The organism is Streptomyces sp. NPDC005070, from assembly GCF_053600395.1.
This window is the reverse complement of sequence record NZ_JBSFZS010000020.1, coordinates 1-24,166: the sequence shown is the minus strand read 5'-3', so window position 1 is coordinate 24,166 and position 24,166 is coordinate 1. Positions and strand designations below refer to the sequence as shown.

At 71.1% G+C, this 24,166-nt stretch carries 20 protein-coding genes; 8 read left to right on the top strand and 12 right to left on the bottom strand.

The window, feature by feature from the left end; genetic code table 11:
* Positions 1-197 precede the first annotated feature (197 nt).
* Both ACWEBX_RS09770 and ACWEBX_RS09765 read right to left on the bottom strand, forming a co-directional pair.
* Positions 198-1,340 carry an NlpC/P60 family protein gene (locus ACWEBX_RS09770; protein WP_451884378.1) on the bottom strand — a complete coding sequence of 381 codons (1,143 nt, stop codon included), beginning with the start codon at positions 1,338-1,340 and terminating at the stop codon, positions 198-200.
* Positions 1,341-1,593: 253 nt separating this feature from the next.
* On the bottom strand, positions 1,594-2,412 hold the full coding sequence (locus ACWEBX_RS09765; protein ID WP_451884377.1) for a class I SAM-dependent methyltransferase: 819 nt from the start codon (positions 2,410-2,412) through the stop codon (positions 1,594-1,596).
* A 258-nt stretch (positions 2,413-2,670) separates the two neighbouring features.
* On the opposite strand from ACWEBX_RS09765, the gene mshA reads away from it, so the two are divergent.
* The 3 genes from mshA to ACWEBX_RS09750 all read left to right on the top strand — a co-directional run bounded on the left by mshA (position 2,671) and on the right by ACWEBX_RS09750 (position 6,518).
* Entirely contained in the window at positions 2,671-4,008 is a 1,338-nt protein-coding gene (gene mshA, locus ACWEBX_RS09760) for a D-inositol-3-phosphate glycosyltransferase (protein ID WP_451884376.1), read from the top strand.
* A gap of 72 nt (positions 4,009-4,080) precedes the next feature.
* Positions 4,081-4,572 carry a YbjN domain-containing protein gene (locus tag ACWEBX_RS09755; RefSeq protein ID WP_451884375.1) on the top strand — a complete coding sequence of 164 codons (492 nt, stop codon included), beginning with the start codon at positions 4,081-4,083 and terminating at the stop codon, positions 4,570-4,572.
* Positions 4,573-4,745: 173 nt separating this feature from the next.
* Positions 4,746-6,518, top strand: coding sequence for a glycosyl hydrolase family 28-related protein (locus ACWEBX_RS09750; protein ID WP_451884374.1), 1,773 nt, complete (start codon positions 4,746-4,748; stop codon positions 6,516-6,518).
* Between the two features lie 36 nt (positions 6,519-6,554).
* Here ACWEBX_RS09750 and ACWEBX_RS09745 read toward each other — a convergent pair whose 3' ends face one another.
* Positions 6,555-7,346: an AraC family transcriptional regulator gene (locus ACWEBX_RS09745; protein WP_451884373.1), complete on the bottom strand. Its 792-nt coding sequence runs from the start codon at positions 7,344-7,346 to the stop codon at positions 6,555-6,557.
* Between the two features lie 49 nt (positions 7,347-7,395).
* On the opposite strand from ACWEBX_RS09745, the gene ACWEBX_RS09740 reads away from it, so the two are divergent.
* Complete coding sequence (locus ACWEBX_RS09740; RefSeq protein ID WP_451884372.1) at positions 7,396-7,872, top strand: DUF2000 family protein; 477 nt, start codon at positions 7,396-7,398, stop codon at positions 7,870-7,872.
* A 52-nt stretch (positions 7,873-7,924) separates the two neighbouring features.
* On the opposite strand, the gene ACWEBX_RS09735 is transcribed toward ACWEBX_RS09740, so the two are convergent.
* On the bottom strand, positions 7,925-9,271 hold the full coding sequence (locus ACWEBX_RS09735; RefSeq protein ID WP_451884371.1) for an MDR family MFS transporter: 1,347 nt from the start codon (positions 9,269-9,271) through the stop codon (positions 7,925-7,927).
* 195 nt (positions 9,272-9,466) lie between these two features.
* On the opposite strand from ACWEBX_RS09735, the gene ACWEBX_RS09730 reads away from it, so the two are divergent.
* Positions 9,467-10,228: a phosphoglyceromutase gene (locus tag ACWEBX_RS09730; protein ID WP_451884370.1), complete on the top strand. Its 762-nt coding sequence runs from the start codon at positions 9,467-9,469 to the stop codon at positions 10,226-10,228.
* A 267-nt stretch (positions 10,229-10,495) separates the two neighbouring features.
* Here ACWEBX_RS09730 and ACWEBX_RS09725 read toward each other — a convergent pair whose 3' ends face one another.
* Positions 10,496-10,783: a hypothetical protein gene (locus tag ACWEBX_RS09725; protein ID WP_451884369.1), complete on the bottom strand. Its 288-nt coding sequence runs from the start codon at positions 10,781-10,783 to the stop codon at positions 10,496-10,498.
* Positions 10,784-10,848: 65 nt separating this feature from the next.
* On the bottom strand, positions 10,849-11,094 hold the full coding sequence (locus tag ACWEBX_RS09720; protein ID WP_451884368.1) for a hypothetical protein: 246 nt from the start codon (positions 11,092-11,094) through the stop codon (positions 10,849-10,851).
* Between the two features lie 587 nt (positions 11,095-11,681).
* Between ACWEBX_RS09720 and ACWEBX_RS09715 the strand changes: the two genes are divergently transcribed.
* Positions 11,682-11,870, top strand: coding sequence for a hypothetical protein (locus ACWEBX_RS09715; RefSeq protein ID WP_451884367.1), 189 nt, complete (start codon positions 11,682-11,684; stop codon positions 11,868-11,870).
* 378 nt (positions 11,871-12,248) lie between these two features.
* On the opposite strand, the gene ACWEBX_RS09710 is transcribed toward ACWEBX_RS09715, so the two are convergent.
* The 5 genes from ACWEBX_RS09710 to phoU form a co-directional block, all read right to left on the bottom strand.
* Positions 12,249-14,240, bottom strand: coding sequence for a fibronectin type III domain-containing protein (locus ACWEBX_RS09710; protein ID WP_451884366.1), 1,992 nt, complete (start codon positions 14,238-14,240; stop codon positions 12,249-12,251).
* Positions 14,241-14,358: 118 nt separating this feature from the next.
* Complete coding sequence (locus ACWEBX_RS09705; protein WP_451884365.1) at positions 14,359-14,871, bottom strand: HAD domain-containing protein; 513 nt, start codon at positions 14,869-14,871, stop codon at positions 14,359-14,361.
* Positions 14,872-14,964: 93 nt separating this feature from the next.
* Complete coding sequence (locus ACWEBX_RS09700; RefSeq protein WP_451884364.1) at positions 14,965-18,804, bottom strand: ATP-binding domain-containing protein; 3,840 nt, start codon at positions 18,802-18,804, stop codon at positions 14,965-14,967.
* Positions 18,805-19,104: 300 nt separating this feature from the next.
* Positions 19,105-19,257, bottom strand: coding sequence for a hypothetical protein (locus tag ACWEBX_RS09695; protein ID WP_328451008.1), 153 nt, complete (start codon positions 19,255-19,257; stop codon positions 19,105-19,107).
* Between the two features lie 712 nt (positions 19,258-19,969).
* The gene (phoU, locus tag ACWEBX_RS09690; protein WP_451884363.1) at positions 19,970-20,659 is read right to left on the bottom strand and encodes a phosphate signaling complex protein PhoU; all 690 of its coding nucleotides are present in this window, start codon (positions 20,657-20,659) and stop codon (positions 19,970-19,972) included.
* A 243-nt stretch (positions 20,660-20,902) separates the two neighbouring features.
* On the opposite strand from phoU, the gene ACWEBX_RS09685 reads away from it, so the two are divergent.
* Together ACWEBX_RS09685 and ACWEBX_RS09680 are read left to right on the top strand one after the other, a co-directional pair.
* Entirely contained in the window at positions 20,903-22,183 is a 1,281-nt protein-coding gene (locus ACWEBX_RS09685) for a sensor histidine kinase (protein WP_355759776.1), read from the top strand.
* Positions 22,180-22,860, top strand: coding sequence for a response regulator (locus ACWEBX_RS09680; RefSeq protein WP_451884362.1), 681 nt, complete (start codon positions 22,180-22,182; stop codon positions 22,858-22,860). Before ACWEBX_RS09685 ends, ACWEBX_RS09680 begins: the two co-directional genes overlap by 4 nt.
* A 206-nt stretch (positions 22,861-23,066) precedes the next feature.
* On the opposite strand, the gene ACWEBX_RS09675 is transcribed toward ACWEBX_RS09680, so the two are convergent.
* Entirely contained in the window at positions 23,067-23,732 is a 666-nt protein-coding gene (locus tag ACWEBX_RS09675; protein WP_451884361.1) for a DUF461 domain-containing protein, read from the bottom strand.
* Positions 23,733-24,166 lie beyond the last annotated feature (434 nt).

Here is a 24,166-nt window from a genome sequence, read left to right as displayed (position 1 = left end):
GGTCACGTCCCCGGGTTCGGGCGGCCGGGGCAACCGTGCGGTGGGTCACGTGCGGCGCGTCACGCCTGCACCCTCGGAGCGCGCCGTGCGCGGCGCAGGGTGCCTGTCGGGACGGCCCGCGCCACTATGCCGCCCGCCCGGCGCACCATCCGGACGGACGCACGGACCTGTCTCCGCGAACCGCGGACGGAACGCCGTCACGAGTGACGGCGCACCTCCTTCGTGGCGTCACCGCCCGACGAGGCGGCGTCCCGGTCCGGCCGTACGACGCCCAGGATCCGCATCGAACCCGCGCCCGTGATCGTCACCGTGCGTCCGGGGCGCGGGGCGTGCACGATCGCGCCGTCCCCTATGTACATCCCGACATGGCTGGCGTCGTCGAAGTAGATGATCAGGTCGCCAGGACGCATGTCCTTGATGTCGATGTGCTGGAGCTGCCTCCACTGCTCCTGCGAGGTGCGGGGGATGGGGTGACCGGCGGCCGCCCAGGCCTGCGAGGTGAGCCCCGAACAGTCGAACGTCTTCGGACCCTCGGCGCCCCACTCGTACGGCTTGCCGATCTGGTCGGTCGCGTACTTCACGGCCTTCTTGCCCTGTTCGGACGCGTCGCTCTTGATGTCGGCGAGGACGCCGGAGCTCAGCCAGGCCGACTGCGCCTGGTGGGCCGCCTCCTCCTCCAGCTTCGCGAGCCGCTCCTTCTCCTTCTTCTCCAGCCGGGACTCCAGCTTCTCGGCGTCGGAGATCCGCTGCTCGATCTTCTTCTGGGCCTCGGCCCGGGCCTCGCGGTCGGCCTCCAGCTTCCGCCACTGCGCGGAGGCGTCCTTCGCGTACTGCCGCAAGTCCTGCTGGGTGCGCGCCATCTCGTCCAGCAGTCCCTTGGTGGCGTGCTCGCCCTGCCGCACCCGCCCGGCGCCGTCCAGGAACTCCTCCGGGTCGTCGCTCAGCCACAGCCGTGCCTCGGGCGGCAGACCGCCGCCGCGGTACTGGGCACGGGCCGCGGCACCCGCGCGGTCCTTCAACGTGTCCAGTTTCGCCTGGCCCTTGACGATCTGCTGGGCCAGCCCGACGATCTCGGCGGACTGCTCCTGGGTCTTCTCCTCGGCGGCGTTGTACGCGTCCGTGGCGACCGCCGCTTCGTGGTAGAGCTTGTCGAGCTTCTTGCGGACCGCTTCAAGGTCCTTGTTGCTCACGGGTGTCGGGGTCGCCGTGGGAGTCCTGGTCGGCGCCGGCTTCGGTGCCGGGCTCGCGTAGGCCGTCCCTGACGGCGCCAGCACCACGCAGGCGCATGCGCAGGCCAGGGCCATGGCCGCCGTGGTCAGACTCCACTTGCCGGATCCCATCTCCGCCCCCCACCTGATTTACCGTCAGTAACTTACGGACGCCTGAGGGATCGTGCCATGTCGGCGCGCAATGCGACAGAGCCGGGCAAGAACTCCCTTCCCTCGCGCGCGAGGCAGGCAGGAACTCCCTTCCCCGGAGCCCGCGTCGGCATGACGATCTCATCCCCCCGCCTGTGTGACGTGCGACTCACCGAGATCGTTCCCCCCAGGCCACACAATGGTCGCCTCCCGGTCGCCGGACCCCCACGCTCCGTCAGGCGCGGGGCGCCAACGCCTCCCAGCGCACCGTCACTTCGCCCTGGCGCCAGCGGGCGGCCCCGTCCACGACCGACCAGTCGGCCGTCAGATCGCGGACCGTGCGTATCCAGCGCTGTCTCGCGCCGTACGCGGCGTACGGCGCGGCGGCCGCCCAGGCGCGGTCGAAGTCGCGCAGGAACGCGTGCACGGGCTCGCCCGGCACATTGCGGTGGATGAGGGCCTTCGGCAGCCGCTCGGCCAGGTCGGACGGGCGGTCCAGGGAGCCGAGCCGGGTGGCGAAGGTGACCGTGCGCGGGCCTTCCGGGCCGAGGGCGACCCAGACGTGCCGACGGCCGATCTCGTCGCAGGTGCCCTCGACGAGCAGTCCGCCCCGGGAGCCGGGGCTTGCCGGCGCGAGCCGCGCGCAGAGCCGCCGCCAGACGTCGGCGACCTGCTCCTCGTCGTACTGGCGCAGCACGTTCGCCGCCCGGATCAGATGCGGCCGGCCCGGCACCGGGACCTCGAAGCCGCCGTGCCGGAAGGAGAGGCCCTCGCGTTCGTAAGGGCGGGCGGCGGCGACCCGTGCCGGTTCGATCTCGATGCCGAAGACGTGGGTGCGGGGGGCGGCGGTGCGCAGCCGGGTCAGCAGCTCGACGGCGGTCCATGGCGCGGCGCCGTAGCCGAGGTCCACGGCCACCGGCTCCGGTGCCCGGCGGAGTTCGGCGCCGTGCACGGCCGCGATCCAGCGGTCCATGCGGCGCAGGCGGTTGGGGTTCGTCGTCCCGCGCGTCACCGTGCCCACGATGCGGGGGAGGGAGGCTGCGCGGGTTGTCATGCGTACGAGAGTAGGCGCCCCGCACCGGACCGGGTGCCCCTGTGGACAGCGGCGGCCACCCCCGCCACCCCGCTGTGGAAAACCTCGCCGGACTCGGCGCGGCCCACGGAGCAGACGCAACCCGCGATCGAACGGTTGAGCGACTTGGGGTAATGATTCGGCAAAGGGGAAATGGAGCGGACTCGTCCGGCGTTCCACCCCCTGGAGGGCGTGAACACGTCCTCCGACCGGCATGCCCGCAGCAAGGAGGATCGCCACGTGAGCCAGTACGTGAGCAGGCTCGGGCGTCGCTCCCCGGCAACGTCCTCGCGGCTCAGGCTGCACCGCAGGCCCCGCCGCGTGGCCATGCTCTCCGTGCACACCTCGCCCCTGCACCAGCCCGGAACGGGCGACGCCGGCGGCATGAACGTGTACATCGTCGAACTCGCCCAGAGGCTCGCCGCGATCAACATCGAGGTCGAGATCTTCACGCGGGCCACCACCGGGGCACTCCCGCCGGCCGTCGAACTGGCTCCGGGCGTCCTCGTCCGGCACGTCGACGCGGGCCCCTACGAGGGCCTGGCCAAGGAAGACCTCCCCGCCCAGCTCTGCGCCTTCACCCACGGCGTCATGCAGGCCTGGGCCGGTCACCGCCCCGGCTACTACGACCTCGTGCACTCGCACTACTGGCTCTCCGGCCACGTCGGCTGGCTGGCCGCCGAACGCTGGGGCGCACCCCTGGTCCACGCGATGCACACCATGGCCAAGGTCAAGAACGCGGCGCTGGCCGAGGGCGACACCCCCGAGCCCGCCGCGCGTGTCATCGGCGAGACCCAGATCGTGCGCGCCGCCGACCGCCTCATCGCGAACACCGCCGAGGAGGCCGACGAGCTCGTACGCCACTACGGCGCGGAGTCCGGCAACGTCGCCGTCGTCCACCCCGGGGTCAACCTCGACCGCTTCCGGCCCGCCGACGGCCGTGCCGCCGCCCGCGCGCGGCTCGGGCTCCCGCAGGACGCCCTGATCCCCCTCTTCGCGGGCCGCGTACAGCCCCTCAAGGCCCCCGACGTGCTGTTGCGCGCGGTCGCCGTACTGCTCGACGAGCGGCCCGAGCTGCGCCGCCGGATCGTCGTCCCCGTGGTGGGCGGTCCGAGCGGCAGCGGGCTCGCCAAGCCCGAAGGGCTCCAGAAACTGGCCGCGCGGCTGGGCATCGCCGACGTCGTACGGTTCCGGCCGCCCGTCGGGCAGGACCAGCTCGCGGACTGGTTCCGGGCCGCGAGCGTGCTGGTCATGCCCTCGTACAGCGAGTCCTTCGGGCTGGTCGCCATCGAGGCGCAGGCGGCCGGTACGCCGGTGCTCGCGGCCGAGGTCGGAGGCCTGCCTGTGGCCGTACGCCACCAGGAGACCGGCTTCCTCGTGCAGGGTCACCATCCCGCCGACTACGCGCGCGTGCTGCGAGAATTCGCCGACGACGAGACCCTCGTGGCCCGGATGGGCGCCGCCGCGGCACGCCACGCGGAGCGCTTCGGCTGGGACACCGCGGCGGCGGCGACGGCGGACGTGTACACGGCGGCGACCCAGGACCACCGGCGCCGCCTGCGCGCCCACCACGCCTGACGCGCCCATCCCGTGCCCGACGCGGGTGTGCCCCCTTCGGTGGGCCTCCCGCGGGTCACGTACGCTCGCCGCATGGCTGACGCATCGTCGATCATCGAGCAGGTCCTCACGGAGGCCGAGCTGGAGTGGGAGAGCCCCGGCGCGGGCTCGTACGTCGTGAAACTGCCCGGCACCCGCAAGCTCTCGACGACGGTCTCGCTGATCGTCGGCCGGCACTCGCTGTCGCTGAACGCGTTCGTGATCCGCCACCCCGACGAGAACCACGAGGCGGTCCACCGCTGGCTCCTGGAGCGCAATCTCAAGCTCTACGGGGTCGCCTACGCCGTCGATTCCCTGGGGGACGTGTATCTGGTCGGCAAGCTGCCGCTGACCGCCGTGACCCCGGAAGAGGTCGACCGTCTCCTCGGGTCCGTTCTCGAAGCCGCCGACGGCTCCTTCAACACCCTCCTGGAACTCGGTTTCGCTTCCGCGATCCGCAAGGAGTACGCCTGGCGGGTGTCCCGCGGCGAGTCGACGCGCAATCTCGAAGCGTTCACACATCTGACTCAGCGCCCTGCCCGCTGACGCTCTCCGTCCGGCGTTTCCGTCGAGACTCACCCTCGGTCAATTAGGCATTGCGGGACCCTTTCCCCGCCCGGGGTCTCCGTGGCATGCTCACCGCCGACGCAGATCTGAACATCGTTCACATCCATGAAAAGTCGCACGGAAACCGGAAGCGCATGGAAGGGCGGACGGGCATGAACGGCAGGCACGGGTACACGGGGACGGGGATCACCAGGCGGGCCCTGCTCGGCAGCGCCACCGCCGTGGCGGCCACCGCCGTCACCGGCACGACGGCCGCCGCGGCGGCGCCGGGGGCGGCTGAGCCGGTCCTGTCACTCGCCCCGGGCGCGGGCGTCGCCTCGTCCGGCGTCACCTCGTCCGGCGTCGCGCCGGGCACCTCCCGGACCGGAGAAGTCCCGGCACTCTGGCGGGAGTTCGCCCGCTCCCCGTTCACCCACCCGCAGATCCCGTACGTCGGCAGGTCCGGCGCGCACCGTGGGGCCGCCCGCCTGCCCCGCCGTCCCGTCGTGACCGACATCCGCGACCACGGTGCCGTCGCCGCCGACGGCACGACGGACTGCGCTCCCGCGATCAACCGTGCCATCGCCGCCGCCGGAAGGGCCGGCGGTGGCACGGTCACCATCCCTCCCGGGACGTTCCGCATCGACGGCCTGATCCACATCGGCCACTCGAACGTGGTCCTCCGGGGCGCCGGCAGCGGCCGTACGACTCTGTACGCGACCAGGAACCTCACCGAACTGATCGGCGCCTACGGATCCCGCTACGGTGGCGACAAGTCGTCCTGGTCCTGGGCCGGCGGCCTCATCTGGCTGGCCCCCGAGGCCCGTTGGGACTCCCTCGTCGCCGCCATCCGGGCGAAGGCCTGGCCCTTCGAGGGCTGGACCGGCAACACGCGCGACGCCTGGCGGACCGTCACGACCGTCGAGCCCGCGCGCCAGGGCTCCTGGACGGTGACCGTCGCGGACGCCTCCGGACTGCGCCCCGGCGCGCTCGTCCTGCTCCGCCTCGCCGACGACGCCGGCCACACGCTCCTGGAGCACATGTCGGGCGGCGGACCGGGACCGGAGGCGTACTTCTGGGACGACAAGACCAAGCTGACCTCGTACGTCCCCTACGAGTGGCCCGTCCGCGTCGCCCGTGTGCGCGGCCGCAGGGTGACCCTCGAACGCCCCCTCCCGCTCGACGTACGCCCGGAGTGGGACCCCCGGCTGACCACGCACGTCGAGGAGCTGACCGGCGCGGGGGTGGAGGGGCTGACCCTGGAGGCCGTGGAGACACCGCAGCCCCCGCACCTCCTCGACAAGGGCTACAACGGAGTCGTCCTGCAGTGCGCCTACGACTGCTGGGTGGACGACGTCACGGTCCGCCACGTCGACAACGGCTTCGGGCTCGTCGCCGCCTCCGCCTGCACCCTGCGCCGTACGACCGTCGCCGGACGCGGCTCGCACCACCCGTACTTCTGCCGCGAGGGCTCGCACGACAACCTGATCGAGGACTTCACGGTCGAGGAGCGCACCGTTCCCGCGCCCGCCGGAACCCAGTTGCACGGCATCAACGTCGAGGGTCTGTCCTCGTACAACGTCTGGTCGCGCGGCGACATGCGGATGGGCACCTTCGACTCCCACCGCGGACTGCCCTTCGCGAACGTCCGTACCGACATCACCGTCGACAACGACGGCCGGCACGGCGGCGACGCCTCCGCCGGTCCGCTGTTCGGCGCGCGCTTCACCCACTGGAACATCCGGGTCACCAACAGCCGGGCCGGTCTGATGAAGATCGACGGCCTCGCCCCCCGCAGCGCCACCGTCGGCGTCAACGAGGTCACCGAGTTCGACCAGATCGACGTCCCCGACTTCACCGGGGACCTGCGTTCCAGGCTGGAGCTGTACGGGACGACGGACGTCGTACGGCCACGCAATCTGTACGAGGCCCAGCGCGCCCTCTAGGGCCTGTGGCTCCGGGGTCTCGGCGTCCGTCCCGGCTCACGACCGTACGTACCGCCCCGGAGTCACCCCCACCAGCCGCCTGAAGTGACGGGTGAGATGGGACTGGTCGTAGAAGCCGGTCAGGGCGGCCACCTCGCCCGGCGGGCGTCCGTCGAGGAGCAGGCGGCGGGCGCGGTCCACGCGGCGGGACGTCAGGTACTGGTGCGGGGCGATGCCGAACGCGCCGCTGAACGCCCGGACCAGGTGCGCCGGGTGGGCGTTCACGAGCCGCGCGGCTTCCTCCAGGGCGATGCCCTCCACCACCCGCTCGTCGAGGAGTTCGCGCAGCCGGCGGGCGAGCGGCCGGTCGGCGGGCGGGAGTTCCCGCGCCGACCGGGGGAGGAGCAGCCCGCGCAGCCGGTCCGCGATCAGCGTCAGTCTGCTGTCGGCCTCCAGCTCGTCCCCGGGGCGGGCGAGCGCCGTGTGCACCTGGGCGACCCGGGCCCGCAGTACGGGATCCGCGAGGTCGGGGCCGTCCACGGCGGGGCCGATGAGGTCGTCGGCGAGGCGCGAGCCGTCGAGGTAGAGGACCCGCTTGCGGAAACCGCGCGCGGTGGCGGGCGCGCCGTTGTGCGGGATGTGCGGCGGCAGCAGCGTCACCGTGTCGCGCGGGGTGCCGTGCTCGTGCCGGTCGAGGTCGTAGCGGACGGCGCCGTCGTCGACGATCAGCAGGGTCCAGGCCTCGTGCACGTGCATCGGGTACGCGTACTCGGTGTAGTGCGCGTGAAAGACCTCGACGATGCCCGGGACGCCGGGGCGCCAGGCGGACGTCTCACGCTGGGGGGCCATGCAAAGAACGTACAAGACGACGCGGTACGCGGCTCGGCACTCTTCTCGCATGAGCAGCGAGACCGAGATGAACCCGTCCGGCGTCGGCGGTGCGCGCCTTCCGGACGCCGCGCCCGTGCGCTTCGACACCAAGATCACCGTCGTCCTGCGGGACGATCTGGAGCCCTGGCAGCGGCTCAATGTGACCGCCTTCCTCGTCAGCGGCCTGGGGACGGCCGTCTCCGAGGTGATCGGGGAGCCGTACGAGGACGCCGACGGAGTCTCCTACCTGCCGATGTTCCGGCAGCCGGTGCTGGTCCTCGAAGCGTCGAAGGAGACGCTGACCGCCGCCCACGGCCGCGCGCTGTCCCGGGCGCTGCCACGAGCGGTCTTCACCTCGGACCTCTTCGCCACGGGCAACGACCGGGACAACCGCGCGGCCGTACGAGCGGTGCCGACCGGCGAACTGGACCTGGTGGGACTCGCGGTGTACGGGCCCCGGAACGCGGTGGACAAGGTGGTGAAGGGGGCGCGGATGCATCCGTGAGATGCGGACACGTCCACGGAGGGGACTTCTGACCGGGGCGACGGGTCGGGGCTCAGGCCGGGGTGACCCCGGCTCCGGCTTCGGCTCCGGCGCTCCGGGCCGGCTCCCGCACAGAGCCAGGCACGGACTCCCGTACCGGTTCCCGCACGGACTCCCGTACGGAGTCGGGGACCGAACCGGCCCCTCGGACCGACTCCTCCGCCGGGAGCCGTCGCATGAGCAGCCCGTACCCGAGGCCCGCCGCCGTGCCGACCACCGCGCACAGTCCCCAGAGCCAGGCCGCGCCGAAGCGGTCGATGACGACACCGGACATCACCGGGGCGACGAGCGAGGCGAGGGCCCAGGAGAGGGTGTACATGCCCTGGTAGCGGCCACGCCCGTGGACGGGGGAGAGGCGGACGACGAGACCGGTCTGCGTCGGGGCGTTGACGATCTCGGCGAGGGTCCACACGCAGACGGTGAGCGTGAAGACCCCGACCGAGCCGGCGAAGGCGGTGAGCCCGAACCCGTATCCGGCGAGCAGCGACGAGATCACGAGCAGCGACTTGGGGTCCCGGTGCTCGATGAAACGGCCGACGGGGATCTGGAGCGCGACGATCATGAAGCCGTTGACGGCGATCGCCGTGCCGTAGTCGGCCGGGGTGAATCCGGCCCGGCCCATGGCGACCGGCAGTCCGACGGCGCCCTGCTGGAAGACGAGGGCGACGAGGAACGACAGCCCGACCACGCTCATGAACCGGCCGTCGCGCAGCACGGTCCCGAGCCCGACCGCGGCCTCCGCCGCTGCCTCCTTGGCGGCCTGCACCGGCTTGGACTCCGGGAGCTTCGCGAAGACGACGATCGCGCAGACGAGGGTCATGGCCGCCTCGATGAGGAAGCCCGCGAGGTAGCTGAACTCGGCGATGAAGCCGGCGCCCATCGAGGAGACGGCGAAACCGAGGTTGATGGCCCAGTAGTTGAGCGAGAAGGCGCGGACGCGGTCCTCGGGCCGGACGATGTCGGCCATCATCGCCTGCACGGCGGGCCGGGAGGCGTTGCTGGCCATGCCGACGAGGAAGGCGACGGCGGCGATGGCCACGGGATCGTGCATGAAGCCGAGCAGCGCGACCGAGGCGGCCGTCGACACCTGCGCGACGAGCAGTGTGGGACGCCGCCCGAACCGGTCGGTCATGACACCCGCGACGAGCGAGGAGATGACACCGCCGAGGCCGTGCAGGGAGGCGACCAGACCCGCGTACGAGGCGGAGTAGCCGCGGTCGAGGGTCAGATACAGGGCCATGAAGGTGGCGACGAACGCCCCGAGCCGGTTGACGAGTGTGCTCGTCCACAGCCACCAGAACTCGCGGGGGAGTCCTGAGACGGTCTCTCGGACGGCACGTCTCATGACGGCGGCAGGCATGGATCCCCCACGGATGTAAGCGGCTCGGGCGGTGGGCACAACTTACGAGCCGCCGGCCTCCGAGAGCCACTCAATTAACAGATGCCGTCAACTGAAGGGCGCCGGGGCGGGCGGGGGACGGCCGTCCGGGGGCTCCCGTGTCCGACTGATGGCCGAGGGCGCGAGCGGTCGCGGGGTTCGATTACGCTCGGAGCCATGGCCGACGCACCGTACAAGCTGATCCTCCTCCGCCACGGCGAGAGCGAATGGAACGCGAAGAATCTGTTCACCGGCTGGGTGGACGTCAACCTCAACGAGAAGGGCGAGAAGGAGGCAGTCCGCGGCGGTGAGCTGCTCAAGGACGCCGGCCTGCTGCCCGACGTGGTCCACACCTCGCTCCAGAAGCGCGCGATCCGCACCGCGCAGCTCGCGCTGGAGGCCGCGGACCGTCACTGGATCCCGGTCCACCGGAGCTGGCGCCTGAACGAGCGTCACTACGGTGCGCTCCAGGGCAAGGACAAGGCCCAGACGCTCGCCGAGTTCGGCGAGGAGCAGTTCATGCTGTGGCGCCGCTCGTACGACACCCCGCCGCCGGCGCTCGACCGCGACGCCGAGTACTCCCAGTTCGACGACGCGCGCTACGCGGCCCTGCCGCCCGAGGTGCGCCCCCAGACGGAGTGCCTCAAGGACGTCGTCGTCCGCATGCTCCCGTACTGGTTCGACGGCATCGTCCCGGACCTGCTGACCGGCCGTACGGTCCTGGTCGCGGCCCACGGCAACTCGCTGCGCGCCCTGGTCAAGCACCTCGACGGCATCTCCGACGCCGACATCGCGGGCCTGAACATCCCCACCGGCATCCCCCTCTCCTACGAGCTGGACGCCGACTTCAAGCCCCTCAACCCGGGCGGCACCTACCTCGACCCGGACGCGGCAGCGGCCGCGATCGAGGCGGTCAAGAACCAGGGCAAGAAGAAGTAGATTTTGTGATCATGCCTCCCACCTGCGCAGATGGCGCGGGCGGGAGGCATTTTCATGCTCTGGAACCCTTCTGGAGCCTCAGCCTTTGTGATCTTGCGGCCGGAGAACCGGCATCGCGGGCGGCCGCATAGACGCCGGCTCCCCTTGCCGCTTGTCGCGAAAGACAGTGCCTCACTACGGGAGTGTCTGGCACACGCTCTGACCTGTGAGCCGACAAGCGACAAGACAAGCGACAAGCGGCCCAGGCCCGGCAGCGGTCCGACAGCCTTACTCCCCTGCCGAGTTGCGGCGGAGCCGCCACTCAACCCAGCCCTTGGCGATCACGAAGAACACGCTGACCACGGCGAAGATGACGGCAGCAAGAGCGTGCGTCGCCGGCCTGGGGTCTTCCTTGCTGTTGCTATACCCCCAGAACCCCAGGGCGAGCACCGCGAACACCAGCGGCATCAACCAGCCCTTGAGTCGCATGTGAGGCAGGAGTGGCTGGAGATAAGAGGGGAGCGTTAGATCCCTCCGCGCCGCCGCGGCAATCACGTACTCGGGATCATCGGGCATGGAGGATCAGGGTCCCTTCAGGAGGTACACATGAGTTTTGGCCTGCGAAAAGCGCCGGTTCGGGACTACTGCCCGAGGCTCTGGGTCCTCTTCGCCTCCGCCTTCGCCTGCAGCGCGAGTGCCTTGGAAGAGTCTCCGTAGTACCACCACGTGTACCAGGTGATCACAGCGAAGAGCACGGCGAAACCAACCGCCCACGGCGCGACTCCGGCCGGCGAGGCACCCTGCATCATCCAGAACGCGGTAAGCCCCAAGACCATGGCAGCCCCTCTGGCCGCGGCAACCAGGGTGCGCTTCAAACGGTTCGACATGCCGCGCACTGTAAGGCCCCGCCGATCAGTCGGCAATCTCACCCAATGCCTGTAACGCCGACGGCTCTTGTCGCCGGGCCAGTGCACACGGCCGCCTCCCTCCTGAAGAGCCGTGGCGACCCACACAGAACGGAAAGAGACCCGACGACGCCCACCTGAGTCCGCCGGCCGCCGCTTGTGGGCGAGACGGCATCCGTGGATTTTTATCCAACTCAGGCTTGGCTACTGGGTACTGGGGTGCGCCCCACTACCCAGTAGGCACCCCGCTAGGGCGGTCCGATCGGTGCGGACCCTGACGATGAATGGTTGGCCGGACAGCGCTCCGTCGGCTGGCTCCTCACCTAGCACACGAATCAGAGACCCGCCGATCCAGGAAGACCGGGCAAGGCAGAGCTGCGCCCCAAAAGAGGATTGCTGGTGACGTTCAGCGTGCGGCGATACTCCAGCATGAGCAGAATCAGGCCGTGCCGCTTTCCCCCCAGAACGGGCGGGGACTTCCGGGGAACCGGGGCGCGGGGCAGGTAGGTCAGCCACGAGGCCATCGTGGGGGCGAGCGCATACGGAGGCACGGCGGGAACGGGGGGACTGTGAGTAGGAGACGCTACGTAGCCCGGGGCGTGCCAGGGGGATATCGGATCTGGGACAACCGGGGACGTCGATGGTGGGGGGATCTCTACGAGTTGTGTCCTGACGATCTCGTTGCCGAGCTGAACGGCCACGCGGACCACGCACGGATCACTGCGCTGATGAAGCGCTACAGGGCGCAGAAGCGATAGGTGCCACCGAAGCGGGGATGACGCAGCGCGCACCACGAGCGCGCCAGATCGGGCGGGGAACAGCGGGGAATTACGGTGAAAGCCGCCCCCACGACGACGCCACAGCCAGGCCGTTCGCCCGGCCGGCGTCCGAACCGGCGCGCGAGCCCACCGCTCCTGAGCAGCGATTACGCAGGTCACCAAGATCTACGACAAGACCCAGGGTGAGAAGAAGTAACGCGACACCAGCGAGCCCCCGACCTGCTGTTTCCTGGCAGGGCGGGGGCTTCTTGGTGGGAGGGCGGTCTCTGGGCTTCAGGTCGACTGGGAGGGCCGGACGTCACCGACAGAGCATTCCGACCGGCCCTGGCCTGTTGTGTGAGCGACTGGTGGTCGGCTTCAGTTGTCGCCGGGCTTGTCCGTGGCCGCGGCGGGAGCCGATTCCGTGCCGTCCGGCATGACCGCGGTGACCCAGTAGTGATGGGCGATGCCCTCAGGGGCGCTCGTGTCCGAGTAGAAGCGGGTGCCGGCGCTCAGCGGGTTGCTTGTCAGCCGTACGTACGACGAGGTGTGGCCGTCCCACCGGTAGACGTGGAATCCCGTTGCGCCGGCGCAGGCCTCGGTGTCACAGCTCCAGGTCAGCTCCGCCCATGCCTCGCTGATCGACCTCGCGGTGAGCCGCAGCGGCGCGCCGGGTGGCGTCGGAATCGTGGGGGTGGCCAGGTCGAGTTCGGTCACGGTGACGAAGGAGAAGGTCTCGCCCGTGTCGAACCGTGAGTTGCCCGACTCGTCGACGGCGACCACGGCGTAGCGCACGGTCTCACCGTCCGCGGGGGTTTCGTCGAAGTAGAAGGTGTCATCGCCGACGCCGTACCACTCTTCCCAGAGCAGGTGGTAGGTCCAGGTGCCCGCCGCGTACTCGCCTCTGTAGACCTGGTACTGCGAGATGTCCTCGCTCTTGCTCGGCTGCCACTCGACCGCGACGCCGTCCTCCTCCGGGGTGGCGCTCACCCCGGTGACGGGAGCCGGTGCCAGCCCTTCACGCGGGGCTACGACCGAGACCTTCACGGACTGCGCCGACTCGTTCGCCTGACTGTCCACGGCGGTGACCGTGTAGTCGTACTTCCTGTCGTGGAGCACATACGGGTCGGTGTACGTGGCCGTCCGCGGGTTGCCCTCCAGGAGTCGGCCATTTCTGTACACGTGATAGTGGTGGACGTCCTCGCTCGGCGAGGCGGTCCACTTCAGCACGATGCCGGTGCCGGACACGGGCGAGGCCGTGGGGCCGGTCGGAGGGAGCGGCGGGTGGTCGTCGCGGGTGACGCTGTCGACCGCTGACGGCGCGGACACATTGCCTGCCGCGTCCACGGCCGAGACGCGGTACAGGTGGTGCAAATGTTCCCGGGCGGTGGTGTCGGTCCAGGAGGCCGCGGTGACCGTGGCGACCTTGTTGTAGACGGGGGCCGAGTCGTCGTCCGTGATCTGGCTCGCCCGGTAGACGTAGTAGCGGGCGGCGCCCGTGACCGGCTGCCAGGCCACGGCGATGCCCGACGCGCCGTCAGTGACGTTGAGCCCCGTGGGTACGGGGGGCGCGGTCCTGTCGGTGGTGGTGACGGTCTGGAGGGACGAGCTGCCGGATTCGTTGCCGGCCTTGTCCACGGCGCGTACGACGTACTGGTATCCGGCACCGGTGGCGGGCGGGCTGTCGGTGAACGACGTCGTGGTGGGTGCGGCGATCCGGGTCCAGGCCGTGGCGCCGACGAGGCGCCGGTAGACGCGGTAGCCGGCGAGGTCCATCTCGGGTCTCTTCGCCCAACGGGTGCCGACCTTGAGGGTGGTGGGGTCGTAGGCCGTCGAGAAGCCGATGGGGGCAAGAGGCTTGACGGTGTCGACGGTCGCCGAAGTGCGGGGCGCGTAGCCGAACTTGACGTTGGCGTAGCCCGTCCACGCGACGAAGTCGACGCGGATGCTGTGACGGCCGCTCGGAATGCTGAGGTTGACGGTCTTGACCTGGGTCGTGGAGACGTTCTTCCACAGGTCGACCTTGCGGGTGCCGTCGACATAGACGCGGATGCCGTCACGGACGGCGACGCTGAAGCTGAAGGGTCCCCCGGAGCCGAAGTCGCGGGTGGTCTGCCAACGGACGCCGAAGTTGTCGCTGGGCAGTGTGACCCCGGCCGGGTCGCCGGTGCCGTAGTCCTCGTTGATCGAGGTGTCGCAGGTGGTCAGCCTGGGCGTACCGCTGAAGGAGGTATTCGGGTGGTACGTGGCCTTCCACACCCCGTCCGCGCAGGTGACGGCGGCGTGGGCGGTGGCCGGCAGGGCAAGTCCCGCGGTGGCCGCGGCGATGGTGGCGGCCGTGACGCGGGCAGCGCGGAAACGCAGGTGCATGGGTATCGGTGGATCGCTCTCGGTCATGGGGGCGTGAAGGACGGCGCCGAGCCATGGGGCGGGGAGCACCGGCGCGAATGATCGCACGTCCGTGCGGCCGCTGTCAGCGGGGTTCCCGTCAGCGGCTCGGCACGGTGGTGCGGAGCCAGTTGGTGAGGGTGGTGAAGTCGGTGCCGGTCAGGCCCTCGGACGGGGAGACGCGGTGCAGCAAGCAGGGGCTCCCGTGCTGTGCGGCCACCCACAGGCGGTCCATGGTGCCGATCTCGTCGTCGACCCAGATGAACGGGCGGCCCTCGGCCCGTTCGACGAGGGGACGGGTCTTCCAGTGCAGGCCCCGCGGCCCCGCCTCGGTGGCTTCGGGCCACTCCACCACAGGCAGCCGGGGCAGTCCGATCACTGGGCCCACCGATGCGTTCGCCTCCTCCATCCACGTCGTGGCCCACACCAGATCGCATCCGAGCGCCATCAGACGTGGGCCCACAGTCGGGTCGAGCCGCCTGAGCAGCGGGTTCCCCCCGTCGGGGAGTGCTTCGGAGACGGGGCAGGAGCCGGAGGTCTCGGGGCCGGTGGGTGACGGGCCGAACGGGATCAGGGGGCCGTCGACGTCGAGGAAGAGGAGGGGGCGTTCCATCAGTTCCTGGGTGGTTCCTTTCCGCACCGTCGGGGCGGTGGGTGCCGTCCCCGGCGGTGCAGTCAATCGGTCGGTCGAGTCCTGGTCAATCGGTCAATCCGTCAGGCGCAGGGCCGTTCGCGCGTCCTGGCCCTGCCAGCCGGACGCGGTTCGCCATACGACGTGGACGCCGAAGGCCTCCAGGATCGCGTCGGGAGCCCACTCCTCCGTGGGCGGCTCGGACAGGATCAGGTACCGGGTGTCCGCGGTGCGTGTTTCCACCCGGTCGAGTTCGATGAGGCGGGCGGCTCCCGCGCGCAACTGGGAGTAGCCGGAACGGTCGGCGCCGAGCACCTCGTAGCGGACGAAGCCGTCCGGGCCCTCCAGGGTCGCGTCGGAGACCCGGGAGTCCGAAGGCCGGAGTCCCGCTCGCAGGAGTGCGGCCTTCAGTTCGTAGCGCACGGCCTCGTGCGTGTTGCAGTCCCGGTCGGCCTGAGCCTCGACGTCCAGTCGCCGCGCGAGTGCCTCGCTCCACGCCGTCCCTCCCTCGGACGGGGCGGGCTCGATTTCCAGGAGGGCGGCAGTGTTCATGGGGTCGGTGTCCTTCGGTTCGAGTGTTCTGCGCGGCTCGGTGGGTGGGGGCGTGATCGTCCCGGGGGGTGCCGTGTCCGTGTCCGGTTCCCGTTCCGGTTCCGTACTCGTCTCCGGTCCCGTGTCCGGTTCCGGGTCCGTGCCCGTCTCCGGTTCCGTACCTGTCTCCGATTCCGCGTCCGTTTCGGTCGGCACTTCGGTTGGCGCTCCGGTCTCGTTCTCGGGCTCGTACTCGATGTCCAGCTCGGGCTCCGGCTTGGGCTCCGGCTGGGGGGCGGTCTCGGCCGGCGTCCCCGTTTCCGGGCCGGTGTGGAGCCGATGGCGGAGTTCGTCCCGGGCCCGGTCGAGGGTGTCGGTCCAGTGGCGGAACGCCGGGTCTTCCGTCAGGGCGGCTCGCAGGCCGGGAGCGTCCGACCCGATCGCCTGCCGGGTGTGCTGGGCGAGGTCCGCCAGCTCGCTCAGCCGGTCGCGGTCGGCGGACCCCAGCAGACGCCAGACGCTCAGCCAGTCGACCCGGTCGCGTCTCAGACAGCGGGCTGCCATGCCCTTCAGCTCCGAGAGCAGGGCCGTCGTCTCCGGCGAGGGCGGGACATCCCCGTGGGCGATGTCCCGCAGGACGCCGAGCGCGGCCTCGTAACGGGGGACCATCCGGGAGGAGATGGGGCGGCGGCCGAAGTCGCCGGCCGAGACCAGGCTCAACTGGCCTTCGTTCCGGGTCACCCAGCCGTCGAGCCGGGAGCCCGTGGCCGGAGTGGGTTCGCCGTGGCGCGGGACGAGGAGGACGGTTCGCTCGGTGGCGGGCGCGAGGACCTTCACCTTCAAGTGGGAACCAGGGCCGGGGCCGAGCACCCGCATCTCGACGGGCGTGCCCACCGGTAGGTCGTCGCCGGCGGAGCCGTTCGTGGTCGAGGCCTGGGGGTCGGAACCGCCGGATATCGTCCCCTGCGGCGACCGCGTCGCCGTGGGCGCCAAGTAGGCGTAGGCGGAGGTGACTTCACCGCTCACGTCGTCGTCCGGCCTGCCCAGCTCCGGCGGCAGCGGTGTCGTGTGGAGGACCGTCAGCGTCTGGGTGCTACGGGACAGGGCGACGTACAACTGGCGCAGCCCGGCCGGACCTTGGTCGGCCATGGCCGAGGGCTCCAGCACCAGGACGTGGTCGAACTCCATACCCTTGGCCTGGGCGGCGGGGAGCACGGACACGGTCCGCAGGGTCTCCTCGGTCATGCCGTCCACGAGGTCGACGCGCCGTCGGACCTCCTCCAGCCAGCCGGAGTCGTCGGGGACGACGACGGCGATCGACCTGGGGGTGCGGCCGTCGTTCGTGCCCGCGAGGAGTGCCGTACGGGTCGCCGCGTCGTCCAGCAGTTCCCACGGGGTGGTGGGGACGAGGCGTACGGCTCCGTCGCCGGCCCTTCGTACGGCTGTGGGGTAGGGAAGGGAGGGGGCGATGGCCCGGGCCAGGGGCGCCACGAACTCCATGATCTCCGCGGGGACGCGGTAGCTCGTGTTCAGCTCGGCCACGCGCCAGTCGCCCTGGGCGGACAGGATTCCGCCCAGTCGTTTCCAACTGGTGTAGGAGTGCGGTCCGGTGGCCTGGGCCAGATCGCCGAGCACGGTCATCGAGCCGGTCGGACACCGTCTGCGCAGCGACCTCGCCTGCATCGGGGTGAGGTCCTGTGCCTCGTCGACCACGATGTGCCGGTACCTCCGGGGACTCTCGCCCGCGATGAGGAAGCGCAGTTCTTCGAGACAGACCAAGTCGTCGACCGTCCACTGTTCTTCGGCGGCGCTGTCGGCCTTCCGTCTCTGCAGGGACGCCTGTTCGCCCTGATCGAGGATCCCCTCGGCGCACTCGCGCAGTCTGGTGGGGGAGTTGAGCAGACCGCGCAGCGCTTCCTCGGCGCTCAGCGCGGGCCAGATCCGCTCCACGAGGGTGGTGACCTGCCGGTTGCGCTCCAGCTCGCGGCGCACGGTGGCGTCCCTGCCGCGGTGCGGGGCGATGCCCGCGAGTTCACCCAGCAGCCGGTCCACGAGCAGCGTGCGGAACCGGTCCCGGCGCGCACGGTGACCCTCGGCTCCCTCGCGGGCGTCCAGGAGGAGACCGAGCACGTCCGAGCGCGCCAGACGCAGGGAGGTGCCGCCCACGACAACGACGAAGGCCGGTTCGTCCTGGGCGTGGGAGGGGGCGGAGACGACGGTGTCGAGGGCCTCGGGACGGCACTCGCCCTCCACCCGCCTGCGCAGCACGGCCGCCATCCGTTCGTCGGACTTCACCAGCCGGGCGGTGGGGGAGTCCGAGCCGCGGACCTCCCCTTCCCAGAGGCGGGCGAGCTGTACGGCGGTGACGTTCCGGGTGCCGAGGGTCGGCAGTACGCGCCCCACGTACTCCAGGAAGTTCTGGTGCGGGCCCACGACCAGGATGTCCTGTGCGCGGAAGTGGCCGTTGGTGACGAGCCAGGTCACCCGGTGCAGACCGACCGCGGACTTGCCCGTGCCGGGTCCGCCCTGGATGACGAGGATGTCCGTGGGGGAACCGGTGACCAGGGCCATCTGGTCGCGCCTGATCGTCTCGACGATGTCGCGCATCCGGCCGCTGCGGGAGCGGCGCAGCTCCCGCAGGAGGAACTCGTCGACCGGCTGTGGCTTTTGACGGCGCCGGCCGGGGGGCTGCCGCTGTGCCGGGATCGTTCGCGGCCGTGCGTGGCGGCCTCCGGCGGGCGAGGCGGTGGTGCCGTCCGCGTCCTCCGGGGAGTCCTCGCCGCCGAGGGCGTCAGGGCTGTCCAGGGCTCCGGGGGCTCCGGGGGCGGCTCCGGGGATCCCGGGAAGGCCCAGGGCTTCGAGCGGTGCGGGCTCGTCCGTGAACGCCGCCGGCAGGACGCCCTCCGGTCCGGGCTCCGGCAAGCCGGGGTACGGACCGGCGGGCGGGCCGATCTCGTCCAGGAAATCCTCGACCTGGCGCCCGGCGCAGCGTAATTGGCGTCTCAGGAGCACCTCGCCCGGTGTCTCCGGCCGGGCGTTGTACCAGCTCACGGCGATCGGGTTCGTCCAGGAGACGACCACCTGATCGCGGGTCTCGGTGTCGAAGACATGGCGTCGTCCGATGTAGAACGTCTCCGGCTCGGCGTCGCCCGCCTCCTGGACGTCGACACGGCTGATGACCAGGGCTTCGCCCCCGAGTCCGCCGTAATCCTCCGCCGCGCTCTCCGCCTTCTCGCGGACCGCTATGCCGTCCTTGCCGCTCGCGGAAGCCGAGGCCGCCGACGGCGACGTCATCTCCGCGAGCCTGGCCTCGTAGCAGTCGTAGGCGCGGTCGACAGCCTTCTGCTCGATGGCGATGACCGCGTCCCGTGGTGTCGTGCTCACGTGTGTCCCCTCCTGGCGACGCCCTTCGCGCCGCCGCGGGCCAGGGCCCGCCTCCCCTGTCTCAGAGGTAGCAGAGTTCGCCGGTCAGACCACGGTCAATCGGACAACAGCACCACAATCGAGCAGATTTCGGTCGGGCCCGAGCACATCCGGTCCTCGCGCGTACGTCTTCGCGCCTACGTCTTCGCGCGACGGGCAGAGCCGTGGGCGGCGGGCGGGATCGCGAGGCGGGGCCGGCGGCGGGTGAAGGACGAAGGGCCCCGTCGCGGTGACGGGGCCCTTCGGGACGTACGTACGTGATCAGCCGCACTGGCAGGGATTGCCCGACTGGCAGCCGCAGCCGCAGCCTGAGCCGCAGCCGCAGGCGCCGAACAAAGGGAGGTTCTTGATCTCGGCGGGCTGTTGGGTGTCGCGGTCCTGGGTCGGGTCGGGCGTGCTGGGGGATTCGGCCATGGGTCCCTCCTTCTCGCACGAAGGCGTCCGGCGCACACCGCGCCGCACGGCTTCCGTCGCCCATCTCATGCCCAGCCCGGCGGGCGCATCAACGGCGCACTGAGGCGTCTTACGCGCCCAGGGCGCGAATCCCGCGCGGGGCGGGCCGGCACGAGGCTGCGCCGCGCCGCCCACGCGGCGGAACCGGGGGCCGCCCCCGGAACGGGGCTCGTCGGCTTCCTCCGTAGGGCCCGGCACCCATCCAGAACAGACCGGCACCGCCCCTCCCCGGAGGCCCCGAGCACCCAGCGCCCGTCCCCCGGCAAGGCCGGCCACCGTCCTGGTTCGGTCGGCAAGGACTGATCGCCCGCCCGGGGCTGCGTGCCGTCCCGGCGTCCGCCCGCCAGGGACCGGGCACCGGGACGGCCCGCGCCCGGCAAGGGCTGGGCATCCTCCAACGGCAGGAGGCAGGCGCCCCCCCCGCTCACCTCTTGGCAGGGGCCGGGCACCGTCGCGGCCCGTGCCCGGCAAGGGCTGGGCATCCTCCAGCGGCAGGGGGCAGGCGCGCCCCGCGCACCGCTCGGCGGAGGTCAGTCACCGTCGCGTTCCGTGCCCGGCAAGGGCTGGCTCCCCGCGACACGGGGCCAGGCGCCGCCCGGCAAGGACCAGGTGTCAGCCCCGTTTCCCGCCCGGCAGGGGCCAGGTGTAAGCCCCGGTCCCCGCCCGGCAAGGGCTACGCGCCCTCGACCCCCGTGACCGGCTGGATGTCCGACTGGAGTTCGTCGGCGTGCTCGCCGGTGACCAGGTACACGACTCGCTTGGCGACCGACACGGCGTGGTCGGCGAAGCGCTCGTAGTAGCGGCCGAGGAGGGTGACGTCGACGGCGGTCTCGATGCCGTGCTGCCACTTGTCGTCCAGCAGGTGCTGGAAGAGCGTGCGGTGCAGGAGGTCCATCTCGTCGTCGTCCGCCTCCAGCTGCATCGCCAGGTCGACGTCCTTGGTGATGATGACCTCGGCGGCCTTGGCCATCAGGCGCTGGGCGAGCTGGCCCATCTCCAGGATCGTGGCGTGCAGGTCGTGCGGGACCGCGCGGTCGGGGAAACGCAGCCGGGCCAGCTTGGCCACGTGCTGGGCCAGGTCGCCGGAGCGCTCCAGGTCGGCGGACATCCGCAGCGAGGTGACGACGATACGGAGATCCGTCGCCACCGGCTGCTGACGGGCCAGCAGGGCTATCGCGCGGGCCTCGAGCTCGTGCTGGAGATCGTCGACCCTCTGGTCGGCGGCGATCACGCTCTCGGCCAGCTTCAGGTCGGAATCGAGGATGGCCGTCGTGGCGCGCCCGATCGCCGACCCGACGAGCCGGGCCATCTCGACCAGGCCGTCGCCGATCGAGTCAAGTTCCTCGTGATACGCGTCACGCATGTGGTCGTCCCTCTCGTACGTCAGCTTCCGGGGTCCGGGGTCCGGGACCTGCCAGTTCCGGCCACCGGCCGGCGGCCGGAGGGACCCTGGAACCCCACGCTCCCACGTTCGGCCCCGTACGCGTCCGTTTCCGGCATCTCAAGTGAATCAGTACTGGCTCCTGGGTGAACTCTGGGCGACGAGTGTTCGAGCTCGCACTCGGATGGCTGTGGCCAGGAGCTACGCCATGCCTAACCTGGGTGCATGGACGTGAACGCGGCGGTCGCCGCAGCAGCAGCGATCGCCGGAGTGCTCACCGGTGTCATCGCCATGCTGGCGTTCCGCTGGAGCGAACGCGACCAGAAACGCCCGACCCGCACCTCCCTGCACACGGACGCCGTGCTTCCGCCCGGCGTCGACACCGTGCTGTCCGTGCTCAGGTCGTCCGCGGTCGTACTCGACGAAGCGGACGCCGTGGTCAAGGCCAGCTCGGCGGCGTACGCCCTCGGACTGGTGCGCGGCGGCAAGCTCGCCGTCGAACCGATGCTCCACATGGCGCGTGACACCCGTCGTGACGGGGAGATACGTCAGGTGGAGCTGGACCTGCCGAGAAGGGGCACGGGACGGGGAGAGGCCCTCGCCGTCTCGGCCAGAGTCGCTCCCCTCGGATCCAGGCTCGTCCTCCTTCTGGTGGAGGACCTGACGGAGGCGCGCCGCATCGAAGCGGTGCGGCGGGACTTCGTGGCGAACGTGAGCCATGAACTGAAGACCCCCGTCGGAGCGCTCTCCCTGCTCTCCGAGGCCGTCATGGACGCCTCGGACGACCCGGAGGCCGTCGAGCGCTTCGCCGGACGCATGCAGATAGAGGCCACCCGGCTCACCAACCTCGTGCAGGAGCTCATCGACCTGTCGAGGGTGCAGAACGACGATCCTCTCGAGGACGCCGAGCCGGTCCGGGTCGACGAGCTGGTCGCCGAGGCGATCGACCGCTGCCGCCACCAGGCCGGCGCGAAGCAGATCACCATGGCCGCCGGCGGCACCGCCGACCTGAGCCTGTGGGGGAACCGGGGCCAGCTCGCCGCCGCCCTCGGCAACCTCGTCGAGAACGCCGTCAACTACTCGCCCGCCCGCACCCGCGTCGGCATAGCCGCCCGCCGGGTGACGGCACCCGGTGGCGAGCACATCGAGATCGCCGTGACCGACCAGGGCATCGGCATCTCGGACAAGGACAAGGAGCGCATCTTCGAGCGCTTCTACCGTGTCGATCCCGCCCGCTCCCGTGCCACCGGCGGTACGGGCCTCGGGCTGGCGATCGTCAAGCACGTGGCCGCCTCGCACGGCGGGGAGGTCACGGTGTGGAGCTCCGAGGGTCAGGGCTCCACGTTCACCCTGCGGCTGCCGGAGGCGAGTGCGGCCCGCGACCGTGTCACCACCGATCACCACATGCCCGGACTCGACGAAGAGGACGAGACCGGACAGCCCGACGGGACGACCACCGTCACATCCCCGTACGAACCGCTTCCTGCCCCGGAGGTCCTTCCGTGACCCGTGTGCTCGTCGTAGAGGACGAGGAGTCGTTCTCCGACGCCCTGTCGTACATGCTTCGCAAGGAGGGCTTCGAGGTCGCCATCGCGACCACCGGGCCCGACGGACTGGACGAGTTCGAGCGCAACGGCGCCGACCTCGTCCTCCTCGACCTGATGCTGCCGGGACTGCCCGGCACGGAGGTCTGCCGTCAGCTGCGGGGCCGCTCCAACGTCCCGGTGATCATGGTCACCGCCAAGGACAGCGAGATCGACAAGGTGGTCGGACTCGAAATAGGAGCCGACGACTACGTCACCAAGCCCTTCTCCTCCCGCGAGCTGGTCGCCCGTATCCGGGCCGTCCTGCGCCGCCGCGGGGAGCCGGAGGAGGTCGCCCCGGCCGCCCTCGAGGCCGGTCCCGTCCGGATGGACGTCGACCGTCACGTGGTCACCGTCTCCGGCGGCAAGGTCGAACTTCCGCTGAAGGAGTTCGACCTCCTGGAGATGCTGCTGCGCAACGCGGGCCGCGTGCTGACCCGCATGCAGCTCATCGACCGGGTCTGGGGTGCCGACTACGTCGGTGACACCAAGACCCTCGACGTCCACGTCAAGCGCCTGCGCGCGAAGATCGAGCCGGACCCGGGCGCGCCGCGGTACCTGGTGACGGTCCGCGGTCTCGGCTACAAGTTCGAGCCGTAGACCGGCCTCGTCCCCGAGCGGTACGACACGGCAGTACGCCGAAGGGCGGGACCCCCGGAGAGGGGTCCCGCCCTTCGGCGTCTGGACTGCTGTGCGCGTACGGGCCACGCGTACGGGCCACGCGTACGGGCCACGCGTACGGGCCATGCGGGTGGCGCCGGCCGTGTAGGGAGCCGGGGACCGGCCGACCTGGCGCGTGCCCGGCGTTACTGCCCGGCGGACGCCGACGTGGTGGCCGTCGCGCTCGACGACGCGCTCGTGCCGGCCTGGCCCGCCTCGGAGGCGGACGCGGACGGGGAGCCCGTGGCCGACTCGGACGGCGACGTGGCCGGGGCCGAGGAGGCGGCGGGCGCCGACGGGATGTCGCTCGGGCCCCAGTCGGAGAAGTAGCTCTCCGCCGGGACGACGAAGGCGCCCAGGCTCACGTCACCGGTCTCGCTGAAGGCGAAGGTCACCTTCTGGACGCTGCCGTTCAGGACGGTCTGGGAGGGGCTGGACAGCACCGCGGAGGCGTTGTCCTTGCCACCGATGACGATCGAGCCGCCGGCCGGGACGGTCAGCTTGCTCTTGCCGTCGGCGGCCTTGATCTCGGCGGTGCCCTCGCCCTCGACGTTGATCGAGTCCACGGTCTGGGCGGTGGTGCCGTTGTTGTACAGCGTCGCGGAGACCACGGCCGGGCCGGTGGCCTTCACGTCGGGCTGGGTGATGACGAGGGCGTTCTGGACCTTGATCACGCCCACGGAGGTGGCCGCGTTGTCCGGCTTGACCTCGAGCGTCTCGGCATTGCTGCCGGCACCGCACGCGGCGAGCGAGGCGATCGAGAAGGCGATGACGGCGGCGGCGAGAGAGCCGCGTCGAAGGCTGCTGCTCACGGCGGCGGCAACTCCTTGAACGTGGGCGAAGCAGGGCGACCTCTGTGTAAGGCCGCCCTAAGGGTCTGTCAGCGGCCTTAGGTTACCGATCCGTTCCCGCCCGACCGCACCCGACCCTCCCCAAGCCCCGACTTTGCTCACCCGAAGGAAACAACGGGGCACGGCTGGGGCGGCCGGCGCCGGGTCGCGGGGGTTGCCGGAGGGGCCACCTGCCTGCCGGCCACTGGCCCGGGTGCCCGAGTGCCCGAGGTGGAGCCGGTGGGGCTCTCTGTATTGCGCTCGGCTGCCCGGAGCCCGCTTCTGTCCGGTGGGCGGGCTGGTCGGCGCGGTGCCGGGTTCAGCTCCGGTGGGTGGGTCGGGGCCGTGCCGGTGCATCAGCCCGTCGCCGTTGGGTGAGGGGTGGGCGTCGGTGGCCATGGAGGAGGCGATGACGC

Coding starts and splice junctions, on each gene's coding strand:
- ACWEBX_RS09755 (WP_451884375.1), top strand. CDS start 4,081: ATGGCTGACGCATCGTCGATCATCGAGCAGGTCCTCACGGAGGCCGAG.
- ACWEBX_RS09730 (WP_451884370.1), top strand. CDS start 9,467: ATGGCCGACGCACCGTACAAGCTGATCCTCCTCCGCCACGGCGAGAGC.
- ACWEBX_RS09685 (WP_355759776.1), top strand. CDS start 20,903: ATGGACGTGAACGCGGCGGTCGCCGCAGCAGCAGCGATCGCCGGAGTG.
- ACWEBX_RS09725 (WP_451884369.1), bottom strand. CDS start 10,783: ATGCCCGATGATCCCGAGTACGTGATTGCCGCGGCGGCGCGGAGGGAT.
- ACWEBX_RS09710 (WP_451884366.1), bottom strand. CDS start 14,240: ATGCACCTGCGTTTCCGCGCTGCCCGCGTCACGGCCGCCACCATCGCC.
- ACWEBX_RS09745 (WP_451884373.1), bottom strand. CDS start 7,346: ATGGCCCCCCAGCGTGAGACGTCCGCCTGGCGCCCCGGCGTCCCGGGC.
- ACWEBX_RS09695 (WP_328451008.1), bottom strand. CDS start 19,257: ATGGCCGAATCCCCCAGCACGCCCGACCCGACCCAGGACCGCGACACC.
- ACWEBX_RS09705 (WP_451884365.1), bottom strand. CDS start 14,871: ATGGAACGCCCCCTCCTCTTCCTCGACGTCGACGGCCCCCTGATCCCG.
- ACWEBX_RS09770 (WP_451884378.1), bottom strand. CDS start 1,340: ATGGGATCCGGCAAGTGGAGTCTGACCACGGCGGCCATGGCCCTGGCC.
- ACWEBX_RS09720 (WP_451884368.1), bottom strand. CDS start 11,094: ATGTCGAACCGTTTGAAGCGCACCCTGGTTGCCGCGGCCAGAGGGGCT.
- ACWEBX_RS09750 (WP_451884374.1), top strand. CDS start 4,746: ATGAACGGCAGGCACGGGTACACGGGGACGGGGATCACCAGGCGGGCC.
- ACWEBX_RS09735 (WP_451884371.1), bottom strand. CDS start 9,271: ATGCCTGCCGCCGTCATGAGACGTGCCGTCCGAGAGACCGTCTCAGGA.
- ACWEBX_RS09765 (WP_451884377.1), bottom strand. CDS start 2,412: ATGACAACCCGCGCAGCCTCCCTCCCCCGCATCGTGGGCACGGTGACG.
- ACWEBX_RS09740 (WP_451884372.1), top strand. CDS start 7,396: ATGAGCAGCGAGACCGAGATGAACCCGTCCGGCGTCGGCGGTGCGCGC.
- phoU (WP_451884363.1), bottom strand. CDS start 20,659: ATGCGTGACGCGTATCACGAGGAACTTGACTCGATCGGCGACGGCCTG.